General features: G+C 49.9%; 17 protein-coding genes. 12 read left to right on the top strand and 5 right to left on the bottom strand.

Going from position 1 to position 21,712, the window contains the following annotated elements; all coding sequences use genetic code 11:
* Positions 1 to 23 precede the first annotated feature (23 nt).
* From CF168_RS17780 to tnpA, 6 genes are all read left to right on the top strand, one after another.
* On the top strand, positions 24 to 935 hold the full coding sequence (locus CF168_RS17780; protein ID WP_089068517.1) for an alpha/beta hydrolase: 912 nt from the start codon (positions 24 to 26) through the stop codon (positions 933 to 935).
* Between the two features lie 308 nt (positions 936 to 1,243).
* The gene (locus CF168_RS17775) at positions 1,244 to 2,461 is read left to right on the top strand and encodes an aspartate aminotransferase family protein (RefSeq protein ID WP_011621411.1); all 1,218 of its coding nucleotides are present in this window, start codon (positions 1,244 to 1,246) and stop codon (positions 2,459 to 2,461) included.
* Positions 2,462 to 2,588: 127 nt separating this feature from the next.
* Positions 2,589 to 3,608 carry an arginine N-succinyltransferase gene (astA, locus tag CF168_RS17770; protein WP_089068516.1) on the top strand — a complete coding sequence of 340 codons (1,020 nt, stop codon included), beginning with the start codon at positions 2,589 to 2,591 and terminating at the stop codon, positions 3,606 to 3,608.
* Between the two features lie 9 nt (positions 3,609 to 3,617).
* Positions 3,618 to 5,081, top strand: a complete 1,464-nt coding sequence (astD, locus tag CF168_RS17765; RefSeq protein ID WP_089068515.1) for a succinylglutamate-semialdehyde dehydrogenase — start codon at positions 3,618 to 3,620, stop codon at positions 5,079 to 5,081.
* A 164-nt stretch (positions 5,082 to 5,245) separates the two neighbouring features.
* Positions 5,246 to 6,049: a DUF1338 domain-containing protein gene (locus CF168_RS17760; protein WP_011621414.1), complete on the top strand. Its 804-nt coding sequence runs from the start codon at positions 5,246 to 5,248 to the stop codon at positions 6,047 to 6,049.
* Positions 6,050 to 6,230: 181 nt separating this feature from the next.
* Positions 6,231 to 6,668 carry an IS200/IS605-like element ISShes4 family transposase gene (tnpA, locus tag CF168_RS17755; RefSeq protein ID WP_089067186.1) on the top strand — a complete coding sequence of 146 codons (438 nt, stop codon included), beginning with the start codon at positions 6,231 to 6,233 and terminating at the stop codon, positions 6,666 to 6,668.
* A gap of 117 nt (positions 6,669 to 6,785) precedes the next feature.
* On the opposite strand, the gene CF168_RS17750 is transcribed toward tnpA, so the two are convergent.
* The 4 genes from CF168_RS17750 to crp form a co-directional block, all read right to left on the bottom strand.
* Positions 6,786 to 8,114, bottom strand: coding sequence for an ATP-binding protein (locus CF168_RS17750; protein WP_011627242.1), 1,329 nt, complete (start codon positions 8,112 to 8,114; stop codon positions 6,786 to 6,788).
* The gene (locus tag CF168_RS17745; protein ID WP_011621416.1) at positions 8,111 to 8,785 is read right to left on the bottom strand and encodes a response regulator transcription factor; all 675 of its coding nucleotides are present in this window, start codon (positions 8,783 to 8,785) and stop codon (positions 8,111 to 8,113) included. The genes CF168_RS17750 and CF168_RS17745 overlap by 4 nt, the downstream gene beginning before the upstream one ends.
* On the bottom strand, positions 8,766 to 9,113 hold the full coding sequence (locus CF168_RS17740; protein WP_011621417.1) for a PepSY domain-containing protein: 348 nt from the start codon (positions 9,111 to 9,113) through the stop codon (positions 8,766 to 8,768). Before CF168_RS17740 ends, CF168_RS17745 begins: the two co-directional genes overlap by 20 nt.
* 82 nt (positions 9,114 to 9,195) lie before the next feature.
* Positions 9,196 to 9,831 carry a cAMP-activated global transcriptional regulator CRP gene (crp, locus tag CF168_RS17735; RefSeq protein ID WP_011070954.1) on the bottom strand — a complete coding sequence of 212 codons (636 nt, stop codon included), beginning with the start codon at positions 9,829 to 9,831 and terminating at the stop codon, positions 9,196 to 9,198.
* A 422-nt stretch (positions 9,832 to 10,253) separates the two neighbouring features.
* Here crp and CF168_RS17730 point away from each other — a divergent pair, with 422 nt between their 5' ends.
* Positions 10,254 to 11,033 carry a tetratricopeptide repeat protein gene (locus CF168_RS17730; protein ID WP_089068514.1) on the top strand — a complete coding sequence of 260 codons (780 nt, stop codon included), beginning with the start codon at positions 10,254 to 10,256 and terminating at the stop codon, positions 11,031 to 11,033.
* Between the two features lie 120 nt (positions 11,034 to 11,153).
* Here the strand turns inward: CF168_RS17730 and thpR are convergent, their stop codons facing one another.
* Positions 11,154 to 11,726 (bottom strand): RNA 2',3'-cyclic phosphodiesterase, encoded by a 573-nt coding sequence (gene thpR, locus CF168_RS17725; RefSeq protein WP_089068513.1) that lies wholly within the window; start codon positions 11,724 to 11,726, stop codon positions 11,154 to 11,156.
* Between the two features lie 170 nt (positions 11,727 to 11,896).
* Here thpR and CF168_RS17720 point away from each other — a divergent pair, with 170 nt between their 5' ends.
* From CF168_RS17720 to CF168_RS17700, 5 genes are all read left to right on the top strand, one after another.
* Positions 11,897 to 14,083, top strand: a complete 2,187-nt coding sequence (locus CF168_RS17720) for a putative bifunctional diguanylate cyclase/phosphodiesterase (protein ID WP_089068512.1) — start codon at positions 11,897 to 11,899, stop codon at positions 14,081 to 14,083.
* A 205-nt stretch (positions 14,084 to 14,288) separates the two neighbouring features.
* On the top strand, positions 14,289 to 16,295 hold the full coding sequence (locus tag CF168_RS17715) for a TonB-dependent copper receptor (protein WP_089068511.1): 2,007 nt from the start codon (positions 14,289 to 14,291) through the stop codon (positions 16,293 to 16,295).
* A gap of 169 nt (positions 16,296 to 16,464) precedes the next feature.
* A complete protein-coding gene (gene hrpB, locus CF168_RS17710; protein ID WP_089068510.1) occupies positions 16,465 to 18,972 on the top strand; it encodes an ATP-dependent helicase HrpB in 2,508 nt (835 codons plus the stop codon).
* A gap of 77 nt (positions 18,973 to 19,049) precedes the next feature.
* On the top strand, positions 19,050 to 21,344 hold the full coding sequence (gene mrcB / locus CF168_RS17705; RefSeq protein WP_011715809.1) for a penicillin-binding protein 1B: 2,295 nt from the start codon (positions 19,050 to 19,052) through the stop codon (positions 21,342 to 21,344).
* Between the two features lie 77 nt (positions 21,345 to 21,421).
* On the top strand, positions 21,422 to 21,700 hold the full coding sequence (locus tag CF168_RS17700) for a peptidylprolyl isomerase (RefSeq protein WP_011627235.1): 279 nt from the start codon (positions 21,422 to 21,424) through the stop codon (positions 21,698 to 21,700).
* Positions 21,701 to 21,712 lie beyond the last annotated feature (12 nt).

The raw sequence follows: 21,712 nt of genomic DNA, 5'->3' as shown, positions 1-21,712 counted from the left end.
GGCACTGATGTGGAGGACGGGAAATGCCAAGCTGGCAAGCATCTGTATTAAATACTATTTTATCCTATGTGGCACGGCCATCCATCAGCCGTGGTAAGGCTAAACTCCCCCTAAATCAAGTGCGACAACGCTTATTAGAGCTGGATAAGCGCTGGTTGCCGTGGCCTGAAAAACTCGTTACGGCCTCGATTCCCTTACAACATTCCACCCTGTTGCATTATGTGCTGCTGAATGACACGCCGCGTTTGGGCAATCTGTTTTATATTCGTGGCGGCGGATTTTGTTTTAAAACTCCCCATGCCCACGCAAGACTGGTGGCCGATATCAGTGAGCGTTGTCGCCTCGATACTTTTATCCCTGATTATCGTTTAGCGCCGGAGCATCCATATCCTGCGCCCTGTGACGATGTGCTCGAGGCTTACCTGCACTTAATAGCGTTGAAAGGCAGCGATAATCTGGTGTTGATGGGCGATTCTGCCGGCGGCAATTTAGCCTTGAGTCTGCTGCTCGAACTGAAAAAGCGCCATCAGCCCATGCCTAAAGCCTGTGTGTTGTTGTCACCCGCGCTTGATTTAGCCATTACCGGCGATACCGAGCTGATTTTAGGGGCGGACGATCCGTTCTTTACCATTGAGTCGCTTTTGCGGCTGCGCGGCGCTTATCTTGCTGGGGCGAATCCTATGTCTGAACGGGTTTCGCCTTTGCAGGGGAACTTGGCTGACTTGCCACCACTCTTAGTGATTGCCGGTACGCGCGAGTTGCTTTTACAGGACTCAGAACGACTGGTTATGCAAATTAAGGCCTGTGGTGGTGCGGTAGAATCGCGCTTTTATCACAACATGCCCCATGTTTTTCCCCTGTTCCATCTGTTGCCAGAAGCGATTGAGGCGAGGGAACAAATTGCAGATTTTGTGCTTTCACAGCTGATTCGTTAAAATTGTGTAGTTATTCATATTCAGTGAATAGCTAGCAAAAATAGGGGTAAATAACTTTTTTTCTGACTAAATATGCTAAAGGCCTCTGGCGTAAACGCTTGTATAGTTCTTAAACTACAATCTTTATGCACTTTGACCCAAAGCATGGCGAATGTTGTTTGTGAAAAACTGGTATTTTGATCACAATTTCGCTAATAATGGCTATTAATAGACACAAGCATACCCTGTATCACTAACTCAAGATAAAGATACGTTGGGGACTCAGACGGCTCCCGAGGCCGTTACATTTAAACAAAGGATGAAGAAGAATGAGCGTTGATATGAAGTTGAATCGTGCCCAGTTTGATGCGGTTATGGTGCCTAACTATGCGCCTGCTGCCGTGATCCCTGTACGTGGCGAAGGAAGCCGAGTATGGGATCAAGAGGGTAACGAGTTTATCGATTTTGCCGGCGGTATCGCGGTAAATTGCTTAGGTCACTGTCATCCCGCATTAGTGAATGCCTTAAAAACGCAAGGCGAAAAATTATGGCACCTGTCTAACGTGATGACCAACGAGCCAGCGCTTGAGCTTGCAACTAAGTTGGTTAACAGCACGTTTGCTGAGCGTGTGTATTTTGCTAACTCTGGTGCCGAAGCCAACGAAGCGGCACTGAAATTAGCTCGTCGTTACGCCTTAGAAAAATTCGGCGTAGAGAAAGATGAAATCATCGCCTTCGATAAAGCCTTCCACGGTCGTACTTTCTTCACCGTGAGCGTTGGCGGTCAAGCGGCCTATTCAGATGGTTTTGGTCCAAAACCACAAAGCATCACCCACTTACCTTATAACGATGTTGCGGCATTAGAAGCGGCCGTATCGGATAAAACTTGCGCCATTATGCTTGAGCCACTGCAGGGTGAGGGCGGTATTATCGATGCCGATCCTGCATTCTTAAAAGCGGTTCGCGAACTGGCCAACAAGCACAACGCACTGGTGATTTTCGACGAAGTACAAACTGGTGTCGGCCGTACTGGTGAACTCTACGCTTACATGGGCACCGACATAGTGCCGGATATCCTGACCACAGCTAAAGCGCTGGGCGGCGGTTTCCCTATCGCTGCTATGTTGACTACCGCTGAAATTGCTGAGCACCTGAAAGTGGGTACTCACGGTTCAACCTACGGTGGTAACCCATTAGCTTGTGCTATCGGTAACGCGGTATTAGACGTAGTTAACACACCAGAAGTCTTGAACGGTGTGAAACATCGCGAGCAGTTATTACGCGATGGTCTGAACAAAATTAATGAAAAATATCATGTTTTCTCTGAAATTCGCGGTAAAGGCTTGCTGTTAGGGGCGGTTCTAAACGAACAGTACCAAGGTCGTTCACGTGACTTTTTAGTAGCGTCTGTTGCAGAAGGCTTAATGAGCCTGATGGCGGGTGCTAACGTGGTACGTTTTGCTCCTTCACTGGTGATCCCTGAGGCAGATATTGCAGAAGGCCTAGCACGTTTTGAGCGTGCTGTGGCGAGCATCGCTGCTGCCTAAGCGACCAAAGGAGTGCTGAATCTTATTCGCACTCCTTTTTTGTCAGGGAATACTTGCGTGCATCCATCCTGTCTTTTTCAAGATAGGCGCCTTGTTGCACAGCAAGCTTAAGTGAGGAGACACTAAGATGTTAATCATACGTCCTATTCAGGCAGGCGATTTTGAATCTCTATATCAAATCGCCGAAGAATCTGGCCATGGCTTTACCTCATTGCCAGTCAATGCCGATTTGCTAAGGCATAAAATTGCCCGCGCAGAAACCTCATTCGTTAAGGTGATTGATAAGCCCTTCGATGAAGGCTATTTGATGGTGCTCGAGGATACTGCGACCCGCGAAGTGGTCGGGACCTGTGCCATTGAAGCTGCCGTGGGTATGGAAGATGCCTTCTACCACTATCGCCTCGGGACCGAGGTCTATCATTCTGAGCAAATCGAAGTTCGCAACGAGGTGGAAACCTTAACCCTGTGCCACGATTACACTGGCGCTGCCGAACTTTGTACCCTGTTTTTGCGTGAGGGTTATCGCAAAGGGAACAATGGCCGGATGTTGTCCCGCAGCCGTTTTCTATTTTTGGCACAGCACGCTAAACGCTTTGGTGAGACAGTGATTGCCGAAATGCGTGGCGTTAGCGATTCCGATGGCAATTCTCCCTTCTACTGCTGGTTGCAGAAAAACTTCTTAGGCATTGATTTTATTCAAGCAGATTACTTGTCGGGTCTTGGCAAAAAAGCCTTTATGGCGGAGATGATGCCCCGCAATCCTGTGTATGTTTGCTTGCTGCCCGAAGAAGCGCAAAAAGTGATTGGCGAAGTGCACACCAATACGCGTCCGGCCTTGAGTCTGTTGCAGGCGGAAGGCTTTAGATGCCGTGGTTATGTGGATATTTTCGATGGCGGTCCAACGGTGGAATGCCGTCTCACGGATATCCGCGCCGTGCGAGAGAGCCGTCTGCTGACCGTAGATATTGGTGAAATGCCTGAATCCGATAAGCAATTTATTGTCTCTAACACTCAATTAGCCAATTACCGTGCGACCTCCGCTTGTCTTGCTGTCGATGACAAAACTGAGCAGGTGGTAATTAGTCCAGAACTCGCCGAGGGTTTGTTACTCGCAAAAGGCGATCAAATCCGTATTTTGGCAATGTAGGAATAGCAAATGACACATTTTATTAAAGGCCAGTGGCAAGCTGGCAAGGGTCATGATGTGACCTCTAGCAACCCAGCAAATAGCGAAATCATTTGGCGAGGCCAAACGGCAACGGCTGAGCAAGTCAACGCCGCCGTCGATGCCGCCCGTGAAGCTCAGTTCGATTGGTTTATGTTAGGTTTTGATGCGCGTTTAAAGATAGTCGAGGCCTATCGCAGCCAACTCGAAGCGAACAAAGCCGAATTAGCTGAGACGATCGCTCAAGAAACCGGTAAACCTCAATGGGAAACCGCGACAGAAGTCGCTGCCATGATTGGTAAAATTGGCCTGTCGGCCACCGCTTACAACAAGCGTACCGGCACTGAGGCCAATGACACGCCAGCAGGGCGTGCGGTACTGCGCCATAAGCCCCACGGTGTGGTTGCTGTGTTTGGGCCTTATAACTTCCCGGGGCATTTACCCAATGGTCATATAGTGCCAGCGCTGCTCGCGGGCAATACCGTGGTGTTTAAGCCCTCAGAATTGACTCCAAAAGTGGCCGAGTTAATGGTCTCTCTGTGGGAAAAGGCGGGTCTGCCTGCGGGTGTTATCAACTTAGTGCAAGGTGAAGTCGATACGGGTAAGGCGCTGGCGTCGCACCCACAACTCGACGGCCTGTTCTTTACCGGCAGCTCTCGCACTGGTCACCTGTTACACCAGCAATATGCGGGTCATCCGGGTAAGATCCTCGCCTTAGAAATGGGCGGTAATAACCCGCTGATTATTAAAGGCGTTGCCGATATTAAAGCGGCAGTGCACGATATTTTGCAATCGGCCTATATTTCATCTGGCCAGCGTTGTACCTGTGCCCGCAGGCTTTATGTTGAGCAAGGCGAGCAGGGCGATGCCTTAGTCGCCAAGCTGGTTGAAGCGGTGAAGCAGATTAAAGTCGGTCCTTGGAACGCGCAGCCACAGCCATTTATGGGCTCAATGATTTCCGAAGGCGCAGCGAAAGGTATGGTTGCGGCGCAGGCTAACTTGCAGAACTTAGGCGGTGTGTCGCTGGTTGAACTCACTCATTTGCAGGCGGGGACGGGCTTAGTCTCACCTGGGCTTATCGATGTGACTGCGGTGAGCGAGTTACCCGATGAGGAATACTTCGGACCATTGCTGCAATTAGTGCGCTACAGCGATTTTGATCAGGCGATTAAGCTTGCTAACCAAACCCGTTATGGCTTATCCGCAGGTATCTTGGCCGATAGCCATGATGATTATGAGTATTTCCTCGCCCGCATTCGTGCGGGTATTGTGAACTGGAACAAGCAGATCACTGGTGCTTCGGGTGCTGCGCCCTTTGGTGGCGTAGGTGCTTCGGGTAACCACAGGGCGAGTGCATTTTATGCCGCCGATTACTGTGCGTATCCCGTCGCCTCCGTTGAGGCGGATGCGGTGAGCTTACCCGCAAGCTTAAGCCCAGGGTTAAGTTTAGAGTGACATCATTGAGGAAGAACCTAGGTTCTTCCTTTTTCATCACAAGCAGTAACGTTACTTGGGCTACTACTGAGCGCCGTTGTGCAGCAAGTGGCTAGGGTCGTTACATTGAGTGCGAGCGGCAAAACAATACGCACTATAGTCGCAGCACAATAAAAGGAGTTTTTATGCATACAGATATCAATGCGTTATTTGCCGCCCTCTGGCAAGACTATATTCAAATGACCCCATCTGCGGCCAAGGTGCACGAGCTACTCGGTCACGGCAAGCCGATTATCAACGACCATATCGCCCTGCGTACTTTTAACATCGCTAAGGTGAATTTAGCCGTATTGGCCGAGCACTTTACCTCTTTAGGTTATGTGGCTTGTGGTGATTATAAGTTTGAACAGAAAAAGCTGGTGGCTAAGCATTTTGAGCACCCAGATGCGACTCAACCTAAGGTGTTTATTTCTGAGCTTTTGGTGGAAGAATTTAGCCCATCACTGCAAAGCACCATCCAAGGCTTGATTGCCCAAGTGGATGAGCAAGCGACTAAAGCGGATAACTTTATCTATTCGGGTCGCCATTGGTCACTGGATGCTAAGACCTATGAGACGCTGCTCGAAGAGAGCGAATATGCGGCTTGGGTGGCGGCTTTTGGTTACCGCGCCAACCATTTTACAGTCTCTATCAATCACCTCGAGGGCTTCGAGACATTAGAGTCCGTAAACGATGCGCTTAAGCAAGCCGGCTTTGTGCTCAATAGCTCAGGTGGCGAAATCAAAGGTTCACCAGAGGTGTTACTGGAACAATCATCGACCATGGCCGATAAAATCGCTGTAGAATTTAGCGATGCAACGGTTGAGATCCCAAGCTGCTTCTATGAATTTGCCCTGCGTTACCCCAAGGCGAATGGCGAGCTGTACACTGGGTTCGTGGCCGCATCAGCCGATAAGATTTTTGAGAGCACCAACGCGAAAAAGGCCTAATGAATTAAGGCGGTTGCAGACTCATTTTAAACAAAAACGCCATCGTTCGATGGCGTTTTTTATTGTCATCCCAAAACCACCGCCTCTGGCGGTGGTGATTGTCCCTTAAGGCTATAGCCTGAATAACGCCCATGTTAAAAGAGACCTTCTTATTCACCACAAGTAAGAGGAAACGAGAAACATGGGCGATTACAGAAGTTCATCACATGTTTACTGGCGTTGTAAATATCATATCGTTTGGACGCCTAAGTACAGATTCAAAATTCTAAAAGGTAACCTTGGTAAAGAGCCCTACAGGTCGATTTATATTCTATGCAATATGAAAAGTTGTGAGGTCTTAGAATTAAATGTCCAGATAGATCATGTGCATCTAGTCGTGATAATTCCCCCAAAGTTGTCAGTATCCACATTAATGGGGATATTGAAGGGTAGGAGCGCAATAAGGCTTTTTAACAAATTCCCTCATGTTCGCAAGAAGTTATGGGGAAATAGCTTTTGGGCGAGGGGTTATTTTGTTGATACGGTAGGCGTAAATGAGGAAATCATAAGACGCTATGTTCGCCATCAAGATAAGCAAGATCTAGAGCATGATGCTCAATTGTCGCTACAGATGAAGTAGGTGTAAGGAAATAGCCCCTTCCAGGGGCAAATCAAAGCCGCCTTCTAAGAAGGCGGATTCTTTACTGGCGGCTCTAGAGCAACACTCAGAGCATATAGTTGGCTCGCTAAGCACTTGTTAGCTAAACACTAATTCAATGCTGAGACCGGATAAATGGCTGCTGTGCTTAAATTTAAGCTCAATGCCATATTGCTCGGCAATCTCTTTCACTATCGATAACCCTAGGCCATGACCCATAACGGATTCATCGAGGCGTGTACCTCTTTGGGTGAGTTTATCGAGTTCATCGTCAGCAACACCTGGGCCATCATCATCAATGCTAAGGCAGAGTTTGTTTTGCGCCTTCCACAGTTTGACCGCGACTTGGCTGCCCGCCCATTTAAAGGCGTTATCGAGCAGATTCCCTAAGAGCTCCATGCCATCTTCCCTATGGATGGGCAGGCGCTGGATACTGGGGTCGAGCTCAAAGTCGCAATTGATGCTTTTGCTTCTATGCACTTTGTTGAGGGTATTGGCGAGGCTGTGAAGATCCCTCGGTACTACTAACTGGGCGGCAGGTAACATATCACCGGTGATCCGCGCCGCAGCAAGTTTACGCTCGACCATTTTATGGATAGCGTCGAGTTGCTGTTGCAGCGCCATGGCGGTGTCGGGATCTTTCAGCCCCAAGGCTTCAACCTGTTGCTGCATCACCGCCAGTGGGGTTTTTAACCCATGGCTTAAGTTGCCTAAGTTATTGCGACTACGCTCAATTTGCTTGGCGGTGTATTCCAATAACTCGTTGTAGGTCTTCGCTAGCGGTTGCACTTCGGGCGGAATGTTATTCAGCTCTAAGGCGTTAATCTCGCCTTCCTGCAGGCGGGAGAGCGCATGTTGGATTTGTTTTACCGGTTTAAAGGATTGACGCAGGATCAAGAAGATCCCCGCGATCATGGCCACTAACATGGCGAGGTTAATCCCAAGCTTAGTGCCATAGACCTCACTAAACACGCGCCGGCCGATACTCAAATCCTGCGCTACCGTCAGGGTGGCAGTGACATTGGCGCTGCTGGAGTTTAGCCCTAGGGATAATAGCTGCATATCATTGTTTTTCGGCCCTTTTGCCTGCCAGACGCGGGTCTGGTTTGGCGCCAAAGGTTCGATATCGAGCTGCATGTCCCACAGAGAGCGGGAGCGGATCACTTCATTGGGGAGGTTGAGCTGGAAATAACGCCCCGAATAGGCGGGGCGGTAGAAGCTCGACAGTTGGCTCTGATCGATATTGATCTCCCCATTATTGATATGGGTCGCCAACATGATGTGCTCAAGATCTTCTTCTAAGCGGTTGATAATGGAGTCGTGAAACGCTTGGCGCAGCATGGACTCAAACAATATGAGTCCAATCACTGTGCCTAACACTAATAAGCTCGTTAACCATAAACTGAGCTTAGTGCGAATGGAGATCATGCAGTCAGGCCGTGGAAGATGTAACCTTGGCCGCGGCGGGTTTCAATCGCGGTTTTGCCGAGTTTTTTACGCAGGTGAGTCACGTAAACTTCAACCACGTTACTCTCTTTCTCGTCATCAAACTGATAGAGCTTGTCCGTCAGCTGTGCCTTAGATAACAGCTTCTTAGGCGACATGAGGAAGATTTTTAACAGCCTGAACTCCATGGCGGTCAACTCATACAAATGCTCACCAACGCTCACCGTCTGCTCGGCTTCATCTAAGGTGACGCCACCATAGCTCAACTGTTTACTGGGATTATTTAATCGGCCGTGCGCGCGGTGGATAAGCGCTTGGATACGCGCCAGTAATTCCTGTGCATGGAAGGGTTTACCTAAATAATCATCGGCGCCAGCATTAAAGCCTTCGACCTTTTCATGCCATTGGCTGCGGGCCGTTAGCATGATAACCGGTGTGCTAATGCCTTGATTACGCCAACCTTCGAGTAATTCCAGTCCATTGCCGTCGGGGAGGCCAATATCTAAGATCACGCAGTCGTATTGGGTTTCTTTAACGAGGTAATCGGCTTCAACTGCTTTGTCAGTAATATCGGTAACGTAGCCAGCCTGTTTGAGTTGCTTCTCCAGTTCGGAGACCAACATCGGATTATCTTCAACGAGTAGCAGTTTCATGTTTTCGACATTCGCTCGGTAGTGCGGTGGAGTGTTCGAGCTGACCATTGGTGGCATCAATACTCAGATTCACTATTTGGCCGCGTTGCACTTTGATTTGTAAATCATAGCGCCATTTATGATCTTCTTGATAGAGATGGGCGTCAATTAGTTCGCCTTGGCAAAATTGATTCACCACGGCAAGGGTGCCATTGAGTGATAAAATTTGCCCGGAGTTGACTAAAGCCTTGGCTTGATAATGTTCTAATTCAATCGGTTCGGCGTGAATTATTGTTGGATGCACCAGCGTAAACAGACTGAAAAAACAGATAAAAAACAGCCGTTTCATTTATGCTCCCCAATAAAAAATGGCCTAGATTTTATGCTAGGCCACTTTAATGAAACAGGCTTAAATCAAGCTGAAGTCTATCTTAACGGGTACCATATACCACAATGGTTTTACCGTGTGCTTGGATCAAATTCTGCTCTTCAAGCATCTTTAAAATACGACCCACAGTTTCGCGGGAGCAACCGACGATCTGGCCAATTTCTTGGCGAGTGATCTTAATTTGCATGCCGTCTGGGTGAGTCATGGCATCGGGTTGCTTAGCTAAGTGCAACAATGTCTGGGCAATACGGCCAGCCACATCGAGGAACGCTAAATTACCCACTTTCTGGCTAGTGCTTTGTAGGCGGTATGCCATTTGAGCCGATAGCTTCATCAGAATTTCGGGGTTAACTTGAATTAATTGCTTGAACTTCTTGTAAGAGATTTCAGCAATTTCACATGCTTGTTTCGCACGAACCCAAGCAGTACGTTCAGCTTGTTCTTCGAACAATCCTAACTCACCGATAAAGTCGCCTTGATTAAGATAAGAAAGGATCATCTCCTTACCTTCTTCATCTTTAATCAATACCGCTACAGAACCTTTTACGATGTAATAAAGGGTATCTGAGTCTTCACCAGCATGGATCAAGGTGCTTTTAGCGGGATACTTGTGAATGTGACAGTGTGATAAAAACCATTCCAAAGTTGGGTCTGGTTTTGGCTTACCAATCAGAGCCATGTCGATGTTCCTCGATTGATTAAAACGAAAGTAAGAATATTCTAAATAAGCATTTTACGTCAATTACACTCATAAAAACTTGATACACCTCTTAGTTTAGAATGAGTGAATAAATGCAATTAACCACCTAAAATTAGAGCTTATTTTGCTACTTTAGTGATATTAGTCAACTAAATCGGTGCCAAACTCACTGGATTCACTTAACTCTGTAGAGTTAATCACATCTTATAAAGGCTTTTAAGGTTTTTTGCGAAGAAAATAACCTCAATTGCGACTAATGAATCAAAGGAATGGGATAATTGCTGCCCCTTAAGGGTTATTTCTATTTAATATAGGTTCGATTACGCCGATTTAGGCTCGACTTATGGGAATAATTCAGGCTAACTTGAGGGCGCGGTTGTTTTTCGTAAAGAGGTTACCAGGTGAAATACAGACAATGGGTTTTAGGCGCCGGATTCACTTTATCCCTAGGGATGAGTGCTGCCGCGCACGCATTTTCTATTCCACAGCCAGCCAATGAAGTTGCGGCGAGTAAATTTGTGCACATTCAAGTGCAGGCGGAGCAGGGCGATGCCGACGCACAATTTTTACTGGGGCTGATGTTTCTCTCTGGACGTTATGTACAGCAAGAAGTGCCGACCGGATTACATTGGATGACCCTTGCCGCTGAGCAGCAACACGAAAAGGCGCAGCAAACTTTAGCGGATCTCTCCTTTGAGGGGCAGCTAGTAAAGCGTGACTTAGCCGTGGCCGAACGTTGGTATAAGGATATGGGCGAGCGTGGTAATCGCTGGGCGCAGTTCCGTTTAGGCTTTATTTATGCCTCGGGTGGCGATGGCATTGAGCGTAACTGCGGTAAAGCCGTGGAGCAATTTACCCGAGTGGGGGATGATGTTGCCCTTGGCAATGTGGCGTGGATTTTAGCGACTTGCCCCGAAGCCGAATATCGCGATGGTAATAAAGCGCTCGAATTATCCTTGCAGCTGCTGAAAGTGAACGAGAACGATCCCACCAACCTCGATAACTTGGCGGCCGCCTATGCCGAAGTCGGTGATTTTGGCGCCGCGGTATCGACCCAGCAAAAAGCGATAGCTGCCTTAAAGATGACGGCCGAAGCCACTAAGACTGACGAGTTTCAGCAGCGCCTGCACAGCTATGAGCAAAAGCGCGCTTACCGTGAGACCTTGCGTTTACTCGATTAACCTCGTCTGTGGTTGCTTGTCTTGTTATCAGCCCGAGCCATGCTCGGGCTGATTGTTTTTTAAGGATTATTTTTACTGATTACTTCTAGTGCATCGTTTATTCGCGTTAGCGGATTGGGCTTATGCGAGCGGCCAAGAATGTAAGATTTGATATTCCACGCCGCGTCCGCCACTGGCGGAAAGATACAAATGCAGCTGCTCGGGTGCGAGCGTGAGTTCAAGCATCGAAGCTTGGATGACGTTCTGCTGGACCAACTCCTTAAGCGTTCGCTCACTCGCCAAGATGCCTGACGGCTTTGCCTTTCTAAACAAGCTGATATGGGGCCGAAACGGATGCTCACTCAGATGCAACTGTAACTGTTGGGCTAAATTCTGTGCCTGAGATGCTAAGAGAGCTAACTCAGGGCTGATGCTATCGCCCTTTAAACAACAGACCTGCGCCTTAGGCCACACGGCGATGTTATCCAGCGTGACACTGAATCTTGGTTTAGCCAGCTTATCGACACCGTCGAGCAACTGCGCCACTTGAGTCGGATTGGCGAGCCCTAAAAACGCGAGGGTTAAGTGTAAATTGCTTTGGGTGACGGGTTTAGCATGTGGCGCTAAATGCGGTGCCAAGCTTTGCTGCAATTGCAGCAGTTGTTGACGCTGTATGCTTGTGGGGGCAAACCCAAGGAAGAGTCGTTGTAACACCTGTTTATCTCCATCAGCTGCTCAAATGCCAAACATAAGCTATGCTTTTGTTTGGTAATACAGACATTTCTGCGGTAGTCCCCATGATGGACTTCGATGACTTGAGTTTATCCGAGGTCAGCGTAGAAATAATACCTTAAATGGAATTGTAGGTAAGGAAATCCCTTTTCATGTCAGATGGTTTAGCAAATCCACTCCAACAGGCATTAGTGACGATTTTTAGCGAAACGCCGCTAGAAACCCTAGAGCAAAATGTTGATCAAGCCTTAGAGGCCATCACGCTGCAGTTGCATTGTGATGGTGTATTTGTGCTGACGGGCAGTTTAGCCCTAGACCATCTACGTACCCGTAATCTGTACTTAAAACCGCAATTTAGCCAGGGCCAACAGACACGGGTCTGGCCGCTCGCGCGTATGCCGTTTTTTCGCTCCTTAGTGAGAACCCCCACACTGCTGAATCTTCCCGATGTCGATACCTTGCCCGCAGAGGCCCAAGCGGAGCGGGCGTTACTTCGTGATTGGAACGTTAAAAGCCTATTGGTGTTACCGCCTGTGGTGTTTGGCGAAACCCGTATCGCCCTCGGCGCGGTCAATTGTTCCGAATGCTGTGAATGGAGTGCGGAGTTTATTCGGGAGTTTCAACATGCCGCCGTGATGATTGGCTCGGCGATGGAACTGACCCGTATCGCCCACGATATGTTGGCCAGTGAGCACAAATATCGCGAAGTCTTTAATCAACTGCCTTTAGCCTGCGCCCTGCTCGATAAACAGAACCAACTGACCATGCTGAACAAAGTCGCGTTGCAAACCTTGCCGGTGCAGCATGGATACGATTTATTCAGCATGGTGCGCGAAGAGGAGCATGCCATGCTCACCGACACGCTGCACATGGTGCGCGAAGGCGTATTGGGGCAAGCCTGGTGTGAGTTACCCTTAAAATCCAACCTGCAGTTGGATTGGCTGAGGCTGAGCTTTAGCCAAATTCACGGCAATAAAGACACCCTAGTGATGATTGCCGAGGATGTTAGTGAAAAATATCGCCTCGCCGATGAGCTGTCCTTCCATGCCAATTATGATGCTTTGACTGGGTTACCGAACCGGCTGCATTTTGAGGCCTTACTCGAAAATCTGCTGCAAACCAAAGATGAGATGCCCACCTGCGTTGCCTTTATCGATGTCGATCAGTTTCAGGTGATCAACAATGTGAGCGGCCATCAGGCCGGTGATAAATTACTGTGCCAGCTTGCATTACGTCTCAAGCAATTGGTGCGTAAGGGCGATATTGTCGCGCGTTTGGGCGGCGATGAGTTTGGGATTTTAATGCATTATTGCAATGTGGATTCGGCGCAGCATATCGCTAATCGGATCTGCACTCAGTTAGCGACTCACGAGTTTATTTGGGAAAACCGTTGCCACAATGTCAGTGTCAGCATGGGGATCGCTAAGCTCGAAAAGTCTGCGACGGATATTTACACTGTGATGAGTCAGGCCGATGCGGCCTGTCGTCTCGCCAAGGATAAGGGCCGCAATGGCTGGCATTTGTACAGTGCCAAAGATCCTAAAATGACCCGCCTCTATACCGAGATGATGGCCTCTGTCGATATCGTCAGCGCCCTCGCGCTAAATCAATTTGAGCTGTATTTCCAAAGAATTGTCCCGTTAAGTCGCGAAGAATCTGGCCTGCATTTAGAGGTGCTACTGCGGATGGTGCAGGCCAATGGCACTATTGTTTCGCCGGCGATCTTTCTCCCCGCGGCGGAGCGTTACAACTTGGCGGCCAAGGTCGACCTGTGGGTGATCGATAATCTGCTGAAATGGGGCAGTAGCCATTTGGATATTTGGCAACAGCTAGAGTTGGTCTCGGTCAACCTGTCGGCGACCTCGTTAGGTGACAGCGAGTTTATGAATTGGCTCGAAATGCGCCTGATGACCGAACCTGAGCTGGTGGATAAGCTCTGCATTGAGATCACCGAAACCGCCGCGGTGAGCCAATTAGATCAGGCCACTAAATTGATTGAAGTGCTGAGGCCATTAAATTGCCAACTCGCGTTGGATGACTTTGGCGCGGGATTTTCAAGCTTTGCCTACCTTAAACGCTTGAACGTGGATTATGTCAAAATCGACGGCCAGTTTGTGATTAATCTCTGCGAAGACGAGGCTGACCAAGCCATCATCAAAGCCATTTGTCAGTTAGGACAAGATATGGGCTTCGATGTGGTGGCGGAGTTTGTTGAATCCACCGAAATTGCCACTAAGTTAAAAAGCCTAGGCGTGGATTATGCCCAAGGTTATGCCATCAACAAGCCTATGCCGTTACTGACCTTAACCTCTGGCTTGGCCGAACCTTGGTTACGCTAACTTAGGTTATCTTGCGCTGAGTTTTCGCAAATCTGCAATTCTTAAGGGCTAAGCGACTCATTTACCACTATTTATTTAATTGTGATCCCTCGCCATTTGGGCTGCGACAGATTGTCGCGCCCAGCCGAGTTTTGATTGCGCTTCCCTCGCCAGTAACAACAATACCCCCACAAAAATCATTAAAAACAATATGTAGGGGAATATCGTGCTGTATCAACCTATCAAATTAGCCGTTATTTTAGCGGGAGTGCTGGGCACCGCTGTACCTCAATTAAGCTGGTCTTCTGAGGCGAGCGATTGTGGTGAAGATAAAAAATGTAATGATTATCTGCGGGTATCTGGCGATGTAATGCGCCAGCCTGTTCATCTAGTGAGCGATCCTAAACAGAACCGTTTGCCATTGCCAGCCTACGATGGCTCGGGATTTTTACGCTCTATTCCTGGATTTAATATCACCCGCAAAGGCGGCTCCGGTGGCGACCCTATGTTTCGGGGGCTGGGCGGCTCGCGTTTAAACATAGTCGATGATGGTCAGCATGTGTATGGCGCCTGTGGTGGACGTATGGACCCACCGACAAACTATATTTATCCCGAAAGCTACGATCAGATAACGGTAATCAAAGGGCCACAGACGGTGAAGTACGGCCCCGTTGGCACTGCGGGCACAATTCTATTTGAGAAAAACCGCCATCGTTTTAACCAGGCGGATCTTGAAGGCCGAGCCAGCGCTACGGGCGGCAGTTTCGATAGACGAGATGCCATGGTTGAGCTGAGCGCTGGGGATAAGAATTACTACCTTGATTTCGATATGAATCAATCCAGTAGTGACCATTATGAAGATGGAAATGGCAACAAAGTACAATCGAGTTACGATCGCCAAAACGCCAATCTCGCCTTGGGGTGGACACCGACAGAGCGCACTGTACTTGAACTGGCCTACGGTGAGTCGAGCGGCGAAGCCGAGTATGCCGACAGGTTAAATAAGGCGCGTCAAATCGATAATCGTGATGCGGCGCTACTGCTACAACACGAGTTTGAATCGAGCTGGTTAACGGCGGTCGAACTGCAAGCCTTTAGCAATAAAAACGACCACATTATGGATAGGTTCGATGAAGGGGTTAATTCAGGTGCCAATGTGCGGCGGATGACAGAGGGCGGCCATTTGTGGTTCGAGTTAGCGCCACTCGATACTCTGGATGTCACTCTTGGGCTGGATTATATGTCGAGCAAACACGATGGTCGCAGCATGGCGCCCGGCGATGTCGGCTTAGACGACTTGCTCAATAAACCCTTTAAAGAGGATATGCGCTATCAAAACTATGGGCTGTTTGCCGAGTCGCGCTATCGTTTCGAAGAGAGTGACCTAGGCAGCAGTAGCTTGCACGCAGGATTGAGGCTCGACGACTGGAATAGCGAGCTCTTGATTGCTCAGCAGGGCGAGCGGGACGATACCCTCTACAGTGGATACCTGCGTTATGAGTTTCAAACCGCGCAGCACCAATATTATGCAGGCTTTGGCTCGGCGCAGCGGATGCCGGATTATTGGGAGATTATGAAGGCCAGCGCCGATAACCCCGCACAAAAAGCCTTTGACCTGAAAGCGGAAACCACCAATCAGTTCGATATAGGTTGGATTTATCAGGGGCCTGTCGAGGCTGCGGTGTCACTCTTCTATGGTGAGATTGCGGACTATATTCTGATTGATTCCAGCGGCCAAGCCACCCTTGCCCGTAATATTGATGCGAGTCTCTACGGTGGTGAGGCCAGCCTAGATTATGCGCTGAATGAGCAATGGTCGAGCCAACTCACGGTGAGTTATACCCATGGCGAAAACGATACCGACAAGGTCGCGCTTGGGCAAATATCACCGTTAGAGGCTAGATTAACCGTTAACTACCAATGGAAAAGTTGGACCATGGCGGCGCAGTGGCGTGTGGTGGCCGCGCAAGACCGTTACACCTTAGGTCATGGCAATATCGTTGGCCAAGACTTAGGCCCGAGCAGCGGTTTTGGTACCTTGGCGCTCAATGCCTCTTGGTCATACAGCAAGGATTTATCCTTAATTTTGGGTGTCGAAAACTTGTTTGATACCGCCTATGCCGAGCATGTGAGTAAGGCGGGCACGGGGAACGATCTGCCGGGCAGTGAGGCCATGTTTAGGGTCAATGAGCCGGGCCGAAATCTGTGGGCTAAGCTGACCTATCAGTTCTAACTCGGCTTATTTGTACTATTGGCGCCCCGAGAGCCTTGCTGTCGGGGCGATGCTATTTTTAGCAAGCCAATGCCAAACTGCGACGTGCTAAAGCTAAGGCCGCGGGAGGGACACTGCCTAAGGCCTATGTTAAACTTCCCCATCATTTTTCCCTGTTGATACTGTTGCATTGAACAATCTACCCATTCATTCCTTATTGCCATCCCTGCGCGATGCCTTTGCGAAACATGCGCAAGTTATCCTCGAAGCGCCAACGGGGGCGGGTAAATCGACCGCATTGCCCTTAGCCATGCTGGATTGGCCTGAGATTTCTGGGCGGATTTTAATGCTGGAACCTCGACGTGTTGCTGCCCGTAGCGTGGCGCAATTTATTGCCAGTTGTCGGCAACAGGCGGTAGGGCAAGAGGTAGGTTATCGCGTGCGCGGCGAGTCAAAGGTCAGTGGTGAAACTCGACTTGAGATTGTCACCGAGGGGATTTTAACTCGCATGATCCAGCAAGATCCTGAATTAACAGGCATCGAGATGATCATTTTCGACGAGATCCACGAGCGGCATTTGACCACTGATCTCGGTTTAGCCTTGGCGCTCGAAGTGCAAAGCTCGCTGCGGGATGACTTAAAAATCCTCGCCATGTCGGCAACCTTATCTGGCCTGACATTGGCCGAGTTGATGCCCGATGCCGCTCTGCTACAGAGTGAAGGGCGCAGTTTCCCGGTCGACATTCGCTATCGCCCCGTTGCAGGGCAGCAGCATTGGCTCGATCATCTGAGCCGTGTTGTGCTCGATGCCGCGACATCCGTAGGCGATAAGGGCCCGCAGGATATTTTGGTGTTTTTGCCCGGTAAAGCCGAAATCCTCCGAGTGGCGCAGTATCTAGAAGAGCGCCTCGATAGCAGCAGTGTGGCAGTGTGCCCACTCTATGGCGAGCTATCGGCGCAGGAACAAGACAGGGCGATAAAGGCCGACAGCAGCAGGCGCAAAATAGTGCTCTCCACTAACGTGGCCGAGTCGAGCCTGACCATCGAGGGCATTGGCCTTGTTATCGACAGCGGTTATAAACGCCAAGCCAGTTTTAATCCTAAAACTGGGGTGACACGTTTAAGCCTTAAGCGCATCAGCCAAGCCTCGGCAACCCAGCGTGCTGGCCGTGCGGGGCGTTTGGCGGCGGGCGAGTGTATCCGTTTATGGGGCCAAGAGGAGCATCAACGTCTGTTCAAGGCCGATGAACCCGAAATCAGCCAAGCCGACTTAGTCGCCATGGCCCACGACTGTGCCTACTGGGGCGCGAAATCCTTCAGCGACTTACTGTTATTGACTGCGCCGCCCACGGTGAACGAGGCATTAGCTTGGCAACTGCTTCAGCGTTTAGGCATGGTCGATGAACAAAACAAGCTAACGGCGCATGGCAAAGCGGCCTATGAGCTGGGGTGTCATCCGCGCCTCGCCCATATGTTATTGGTGGCCAAATCTCGTGACGAACATCAACTGGCGGCCTTAGCCTGTTTACTGGCGGGGATTTTAGAGGCGCGGGGATTGCCGCGCAAAGGCGCCGATATTATGAATTATTTGCACTTTGCCACCCAAGGCAGTGCGGGGCAGCAGGCCAAACAATGGCTTAAAAAGCTGGCGCTAGATAAGCAATGTACTCAGGCCGATTTAGTGGCCGTCGCCTCCCATTCCCATCATCAGGATGTCGGTTTGCTGTTGGCGCTGGCTTATCCCGACCGGATTGCCAAATCCCGTGGCGTTGAGGGGTATCAATTGGCCAATGGAACGGGCGTGGTGCTCAACGCCGAAGATGCCTTAGCGCAAACGCCTTGGTTGGTGGTGGCAGATTTTCAAGAAACCGAAGGCAAGAATGCCGGGCGGATTTATCTCGCTAGTCCATTATCGCCAAGTCAGTTCGATGAGGAGTTGGCCGAGTTGGTGGAGCGTTATGACCAATGCGGCTGGGACGAAGCTAAAGGCCGCGCGGTGGCCGAACGCCAAACCAAAGTCGGGCAGATTTTACTGAAATCAGAGGCTATCGCTAATCCGAATCGCGGCCAAATTGTGGCGGCATTACTGAGTTACATTCGCCAGCAGGGGTTACAAATCCTCAATTGGCACTATAACTTAGCGCAGTTTCAGGCTCGATTACAGTTAGCGCGCGATTTAGATCCGAATGCTGATTGGCCGGATATGAGCGATACCGCGCTGCTGGCAAACCTTGAAACATGGCTGGCGCCCTACCTTGAAAATGTGAATAATCTGCCGCAATTACAAAAACTCGATTGCTTTAGTTTGCTGGTAAACCAATTAACTTGGTCACAGCAACAGGCACTCGATGCGCTGCTGCCCACCTCATGGCCGTTAGCCACGGGCACCTTCGCGCCGATATTGTACGATGCTTCGGGGCGAGCCTTGCTGCGGGTACGTTTGCAGGAAACCTTTGGCATGGCAGACAGCCCGCTACTGGGCCAAGGTAAGCTGAAGGTGACGATGGAATTGCTGTCACCGGCGCAGCGCCCCTTGGCGCTGACGGCGGATCTCGCCAGTTTTTGGCAAGGGCCCTATGTGGAAGTAAAAAAAGAAATGCGTGGGCGTTATCCTAAACACCTGTGGCCGGACGACCCCGCCAATACGCAGCCCACAAAATTTACCAAGAAGAAAACCTTAGGTTTATCTCAGTCATAGCCTTTAGACTGCTTTGATTTACAACCTTGTGTTGTGCCTGTGACTGATGCCGTTAACGCATAAATGATGAAGTAGATATGACAACTAAGACGACAAAAAAAGCGAAAGCGAAGCGCAGCCGTGGCCTGTTTGGGCAAATTTGGTCGCTCACTTGGAAACTAGCCTTAATCGGCCTAGCCGTTGTGACCTTCTACAGTATTTACCTCGATCAAATTATTGCCCGTAAGTTTGAGGGGCAAAAATGGCACTTACCCGCACAGGTATTTAGCCGCTCGATGGCCTTATATCCCGGCGCAGCCGTGAGTCATCCACAGTTAATGGCCGAACTCAAACTCTTAGGTTATCGCAAAGTCGCCAATCCCCGTGAGGTGGGTGAGTTCTCGGCATCCAGCACCAAAATCGAATTATGGCGTCGTCCCTTCTTACATCCTGAGGGCGATCAGGCTGAGCAGCGGGTGATGATTAGCTTCGACAGCGATGGGATCAGCTCGATTGCGCGTATGTCAGATAAGCGCCAGTTGGCGGTATTCCATTTAGAACCCGTATTGCTCGACCGCATTATTGCGGGTGACGGCGAAGACAGATTGTTTGTCCCCACAGAAGAAATGCCTAAGGCGATTGTAAAAGCCTTGCTGCTGGTGGAAGACCGCAGTTTTTACGAGCACCATGGGGTCAACCCCTTCGCGATTCTGCGCGCCGCTTTTGTGAATATCAGTGCGGGTCGTACCGTACAGGGCGGCTCGACACTGACCCAGCAGTTGGCGAAAAACTTCTTCCTCTCGAGCGAGCGCTCTTTGCTGCGTAAAATTCGCGAAGCCTTAATGGCGGTGATTATCGATTTTCGTTACAGCAAGGAAGAAATCCTCGAGGCCTACCTCAACGAAGTGTATATGGGGCAAGATAAATCCCGCGCCGTGCATGGGATGGGGCTGGCTTCACAGTTCTATTTTGGTCGTCCCATCGGCGAGCTAACCACGGCGCAGCAAGCGTTTTTAGTGGCGGCGATTAAGGGGCCTTCCTATTACAACCCATGGCGTTATCCTGAGCGCAGCCAAGAGCGTCGCGATTTAGTACTGCGTCTCTTGATGGAGTCGGGTGAGCTGAGCACTGCGCAATACAAGGTTGCGGTAGAGTCGCCACTAGGCTTGCGTAATCCCAATAAACCCGTGCATCAAAAGCTACCTGCGTTTTATGCCTTGGTTAAACAAGAGCTTAACGAGCGTTATGGCGATGCGTTATTAAAGCAATCTGGGGTGAAGATTTACACCACACTCGATCCAATGGCGCAGGAAGCCGCCGAAATCGCCGTGACTCAAACCTTTAAGAGCTTAGATAAAGGCAATAAGTCGTTGCAGATTGGTATGGTCGTGACGGACAAATACACTGGCGGTATCGCAGCTATGGTGGGTGATAAGACGCCTGGCTTTGATGGCTATAACCGCGCGGTTGAGATCCGTAGACCCATAGGCTCGCTCATCAAACCATTCGTGTATGCGACCGCATTGGCACCGAATAGCCAGTTTACCTTGGCTTCGCCACTTAAAGATCAGCCGATTACCCTAAAGAATGAGCAGGGCAAAACCTGGTCACCGCAGAACTTTGATAAGAAGTTTAGCGGACAAGTCTCCTTGTTAACGGCACTGAAAAAGTCGATGAACGTACCTACGGTGAACCTCGGGATTGCCGTGGGTGTGGATGCAGTGGCAACCACGCTGGCGAAATCTGGCTGGCAAGAGCCGCTTAACGAATACCCGTCTATGCTACTGGGCGCCGTGAATGGCTCGCCGTTAATGGTGGCGCAGGTTTATCAAACGCTGGCCGATTATGGTGCCTATCGCAAACTCACTACAGTGACGGCGGTGCTCGACAGTCACAATCAGCCGTTACCAGTGACTCGCTCACCGAAGGAGCAAGCTATTACGCCGGATACTGATTTCTTGGTGCAATATGCCATGCAGCAAGTGGTACGCTCGGGTACGGCAACGCGCTTAGGCAATGCCTTCCCAGGCGTTGCTCTGGCGGGTAAAACCGGTACCAGTAACGATAGCCGTGACTCTTGGTTCGCCGGTTTTGACGAGCGTAACGTCGCGGCGATTTGGGTCGGACGCGACGATAACGGCAAGACCAGCCTCTACGGTAGCAGTGGCGCCATGGCGGTGTATCAAGCCTTCTTGAAGGAGCGTCCACCGATTGGGCTGCGCTCGATTCCGCCAACGGGTGTGATCCAAGGTTACTTTGACCGTGATACCGGTGAAGCTAAGGAGGCGGGATGCCGCAATACCGAGGCATTGCCAGCCCTTAGAGGTACCTATAATCCTGCGAAAAACTGCGGTGAGCCGTTGCAGTGGTGGCAGAAGATTTTAGGTCAGTAATACTTATTCTTGATAGGTAAAGCGATAACAGCGGTGCCGCAAAATGGCACCGCTGTCTTTTAAAAAGAGAGTACCAGATGTATAAAACCGCAGCCGCAGTGCATATCCTTGTTAAACACAAAGAGCAGGCGGAAGATATTATTAAGCAATTGAATAAAGGCGCGAATTTTGGCGCGTTAGCCAAGCGCTATTCCTCATGTCCGTCGGCGAAAAAGGGCGGCGATCTCGGTGAATTCAAGCGTGGGCAGATGGTGCCGCAGTTCGATAAAGTCGCTTTTTCCGGTGAACTGCTGGTGCCACATCTCGTTAAAACCAAGTTTGGTTGGCATGTAGTGAAGGTGTTGTATCGCACTTAATCAGGCTGCGTT

This window comes from Shewanella bicestrii (genome assembly GCF_002216875.1).
In the GTDB taxonomy this organism is placed as follows: domain Bacteria; phylum Pseudomonadota; class Gammaproteobacteria; order Enterobacterales; family Shewanellaceae; genus Shewanella; species Shewanella seohaensis.
The sequence above is the reverse complement of the archived record's forward strand: the minus strand, read 5'-3'. Positions and strand labels throughout refer to the sequence as shown.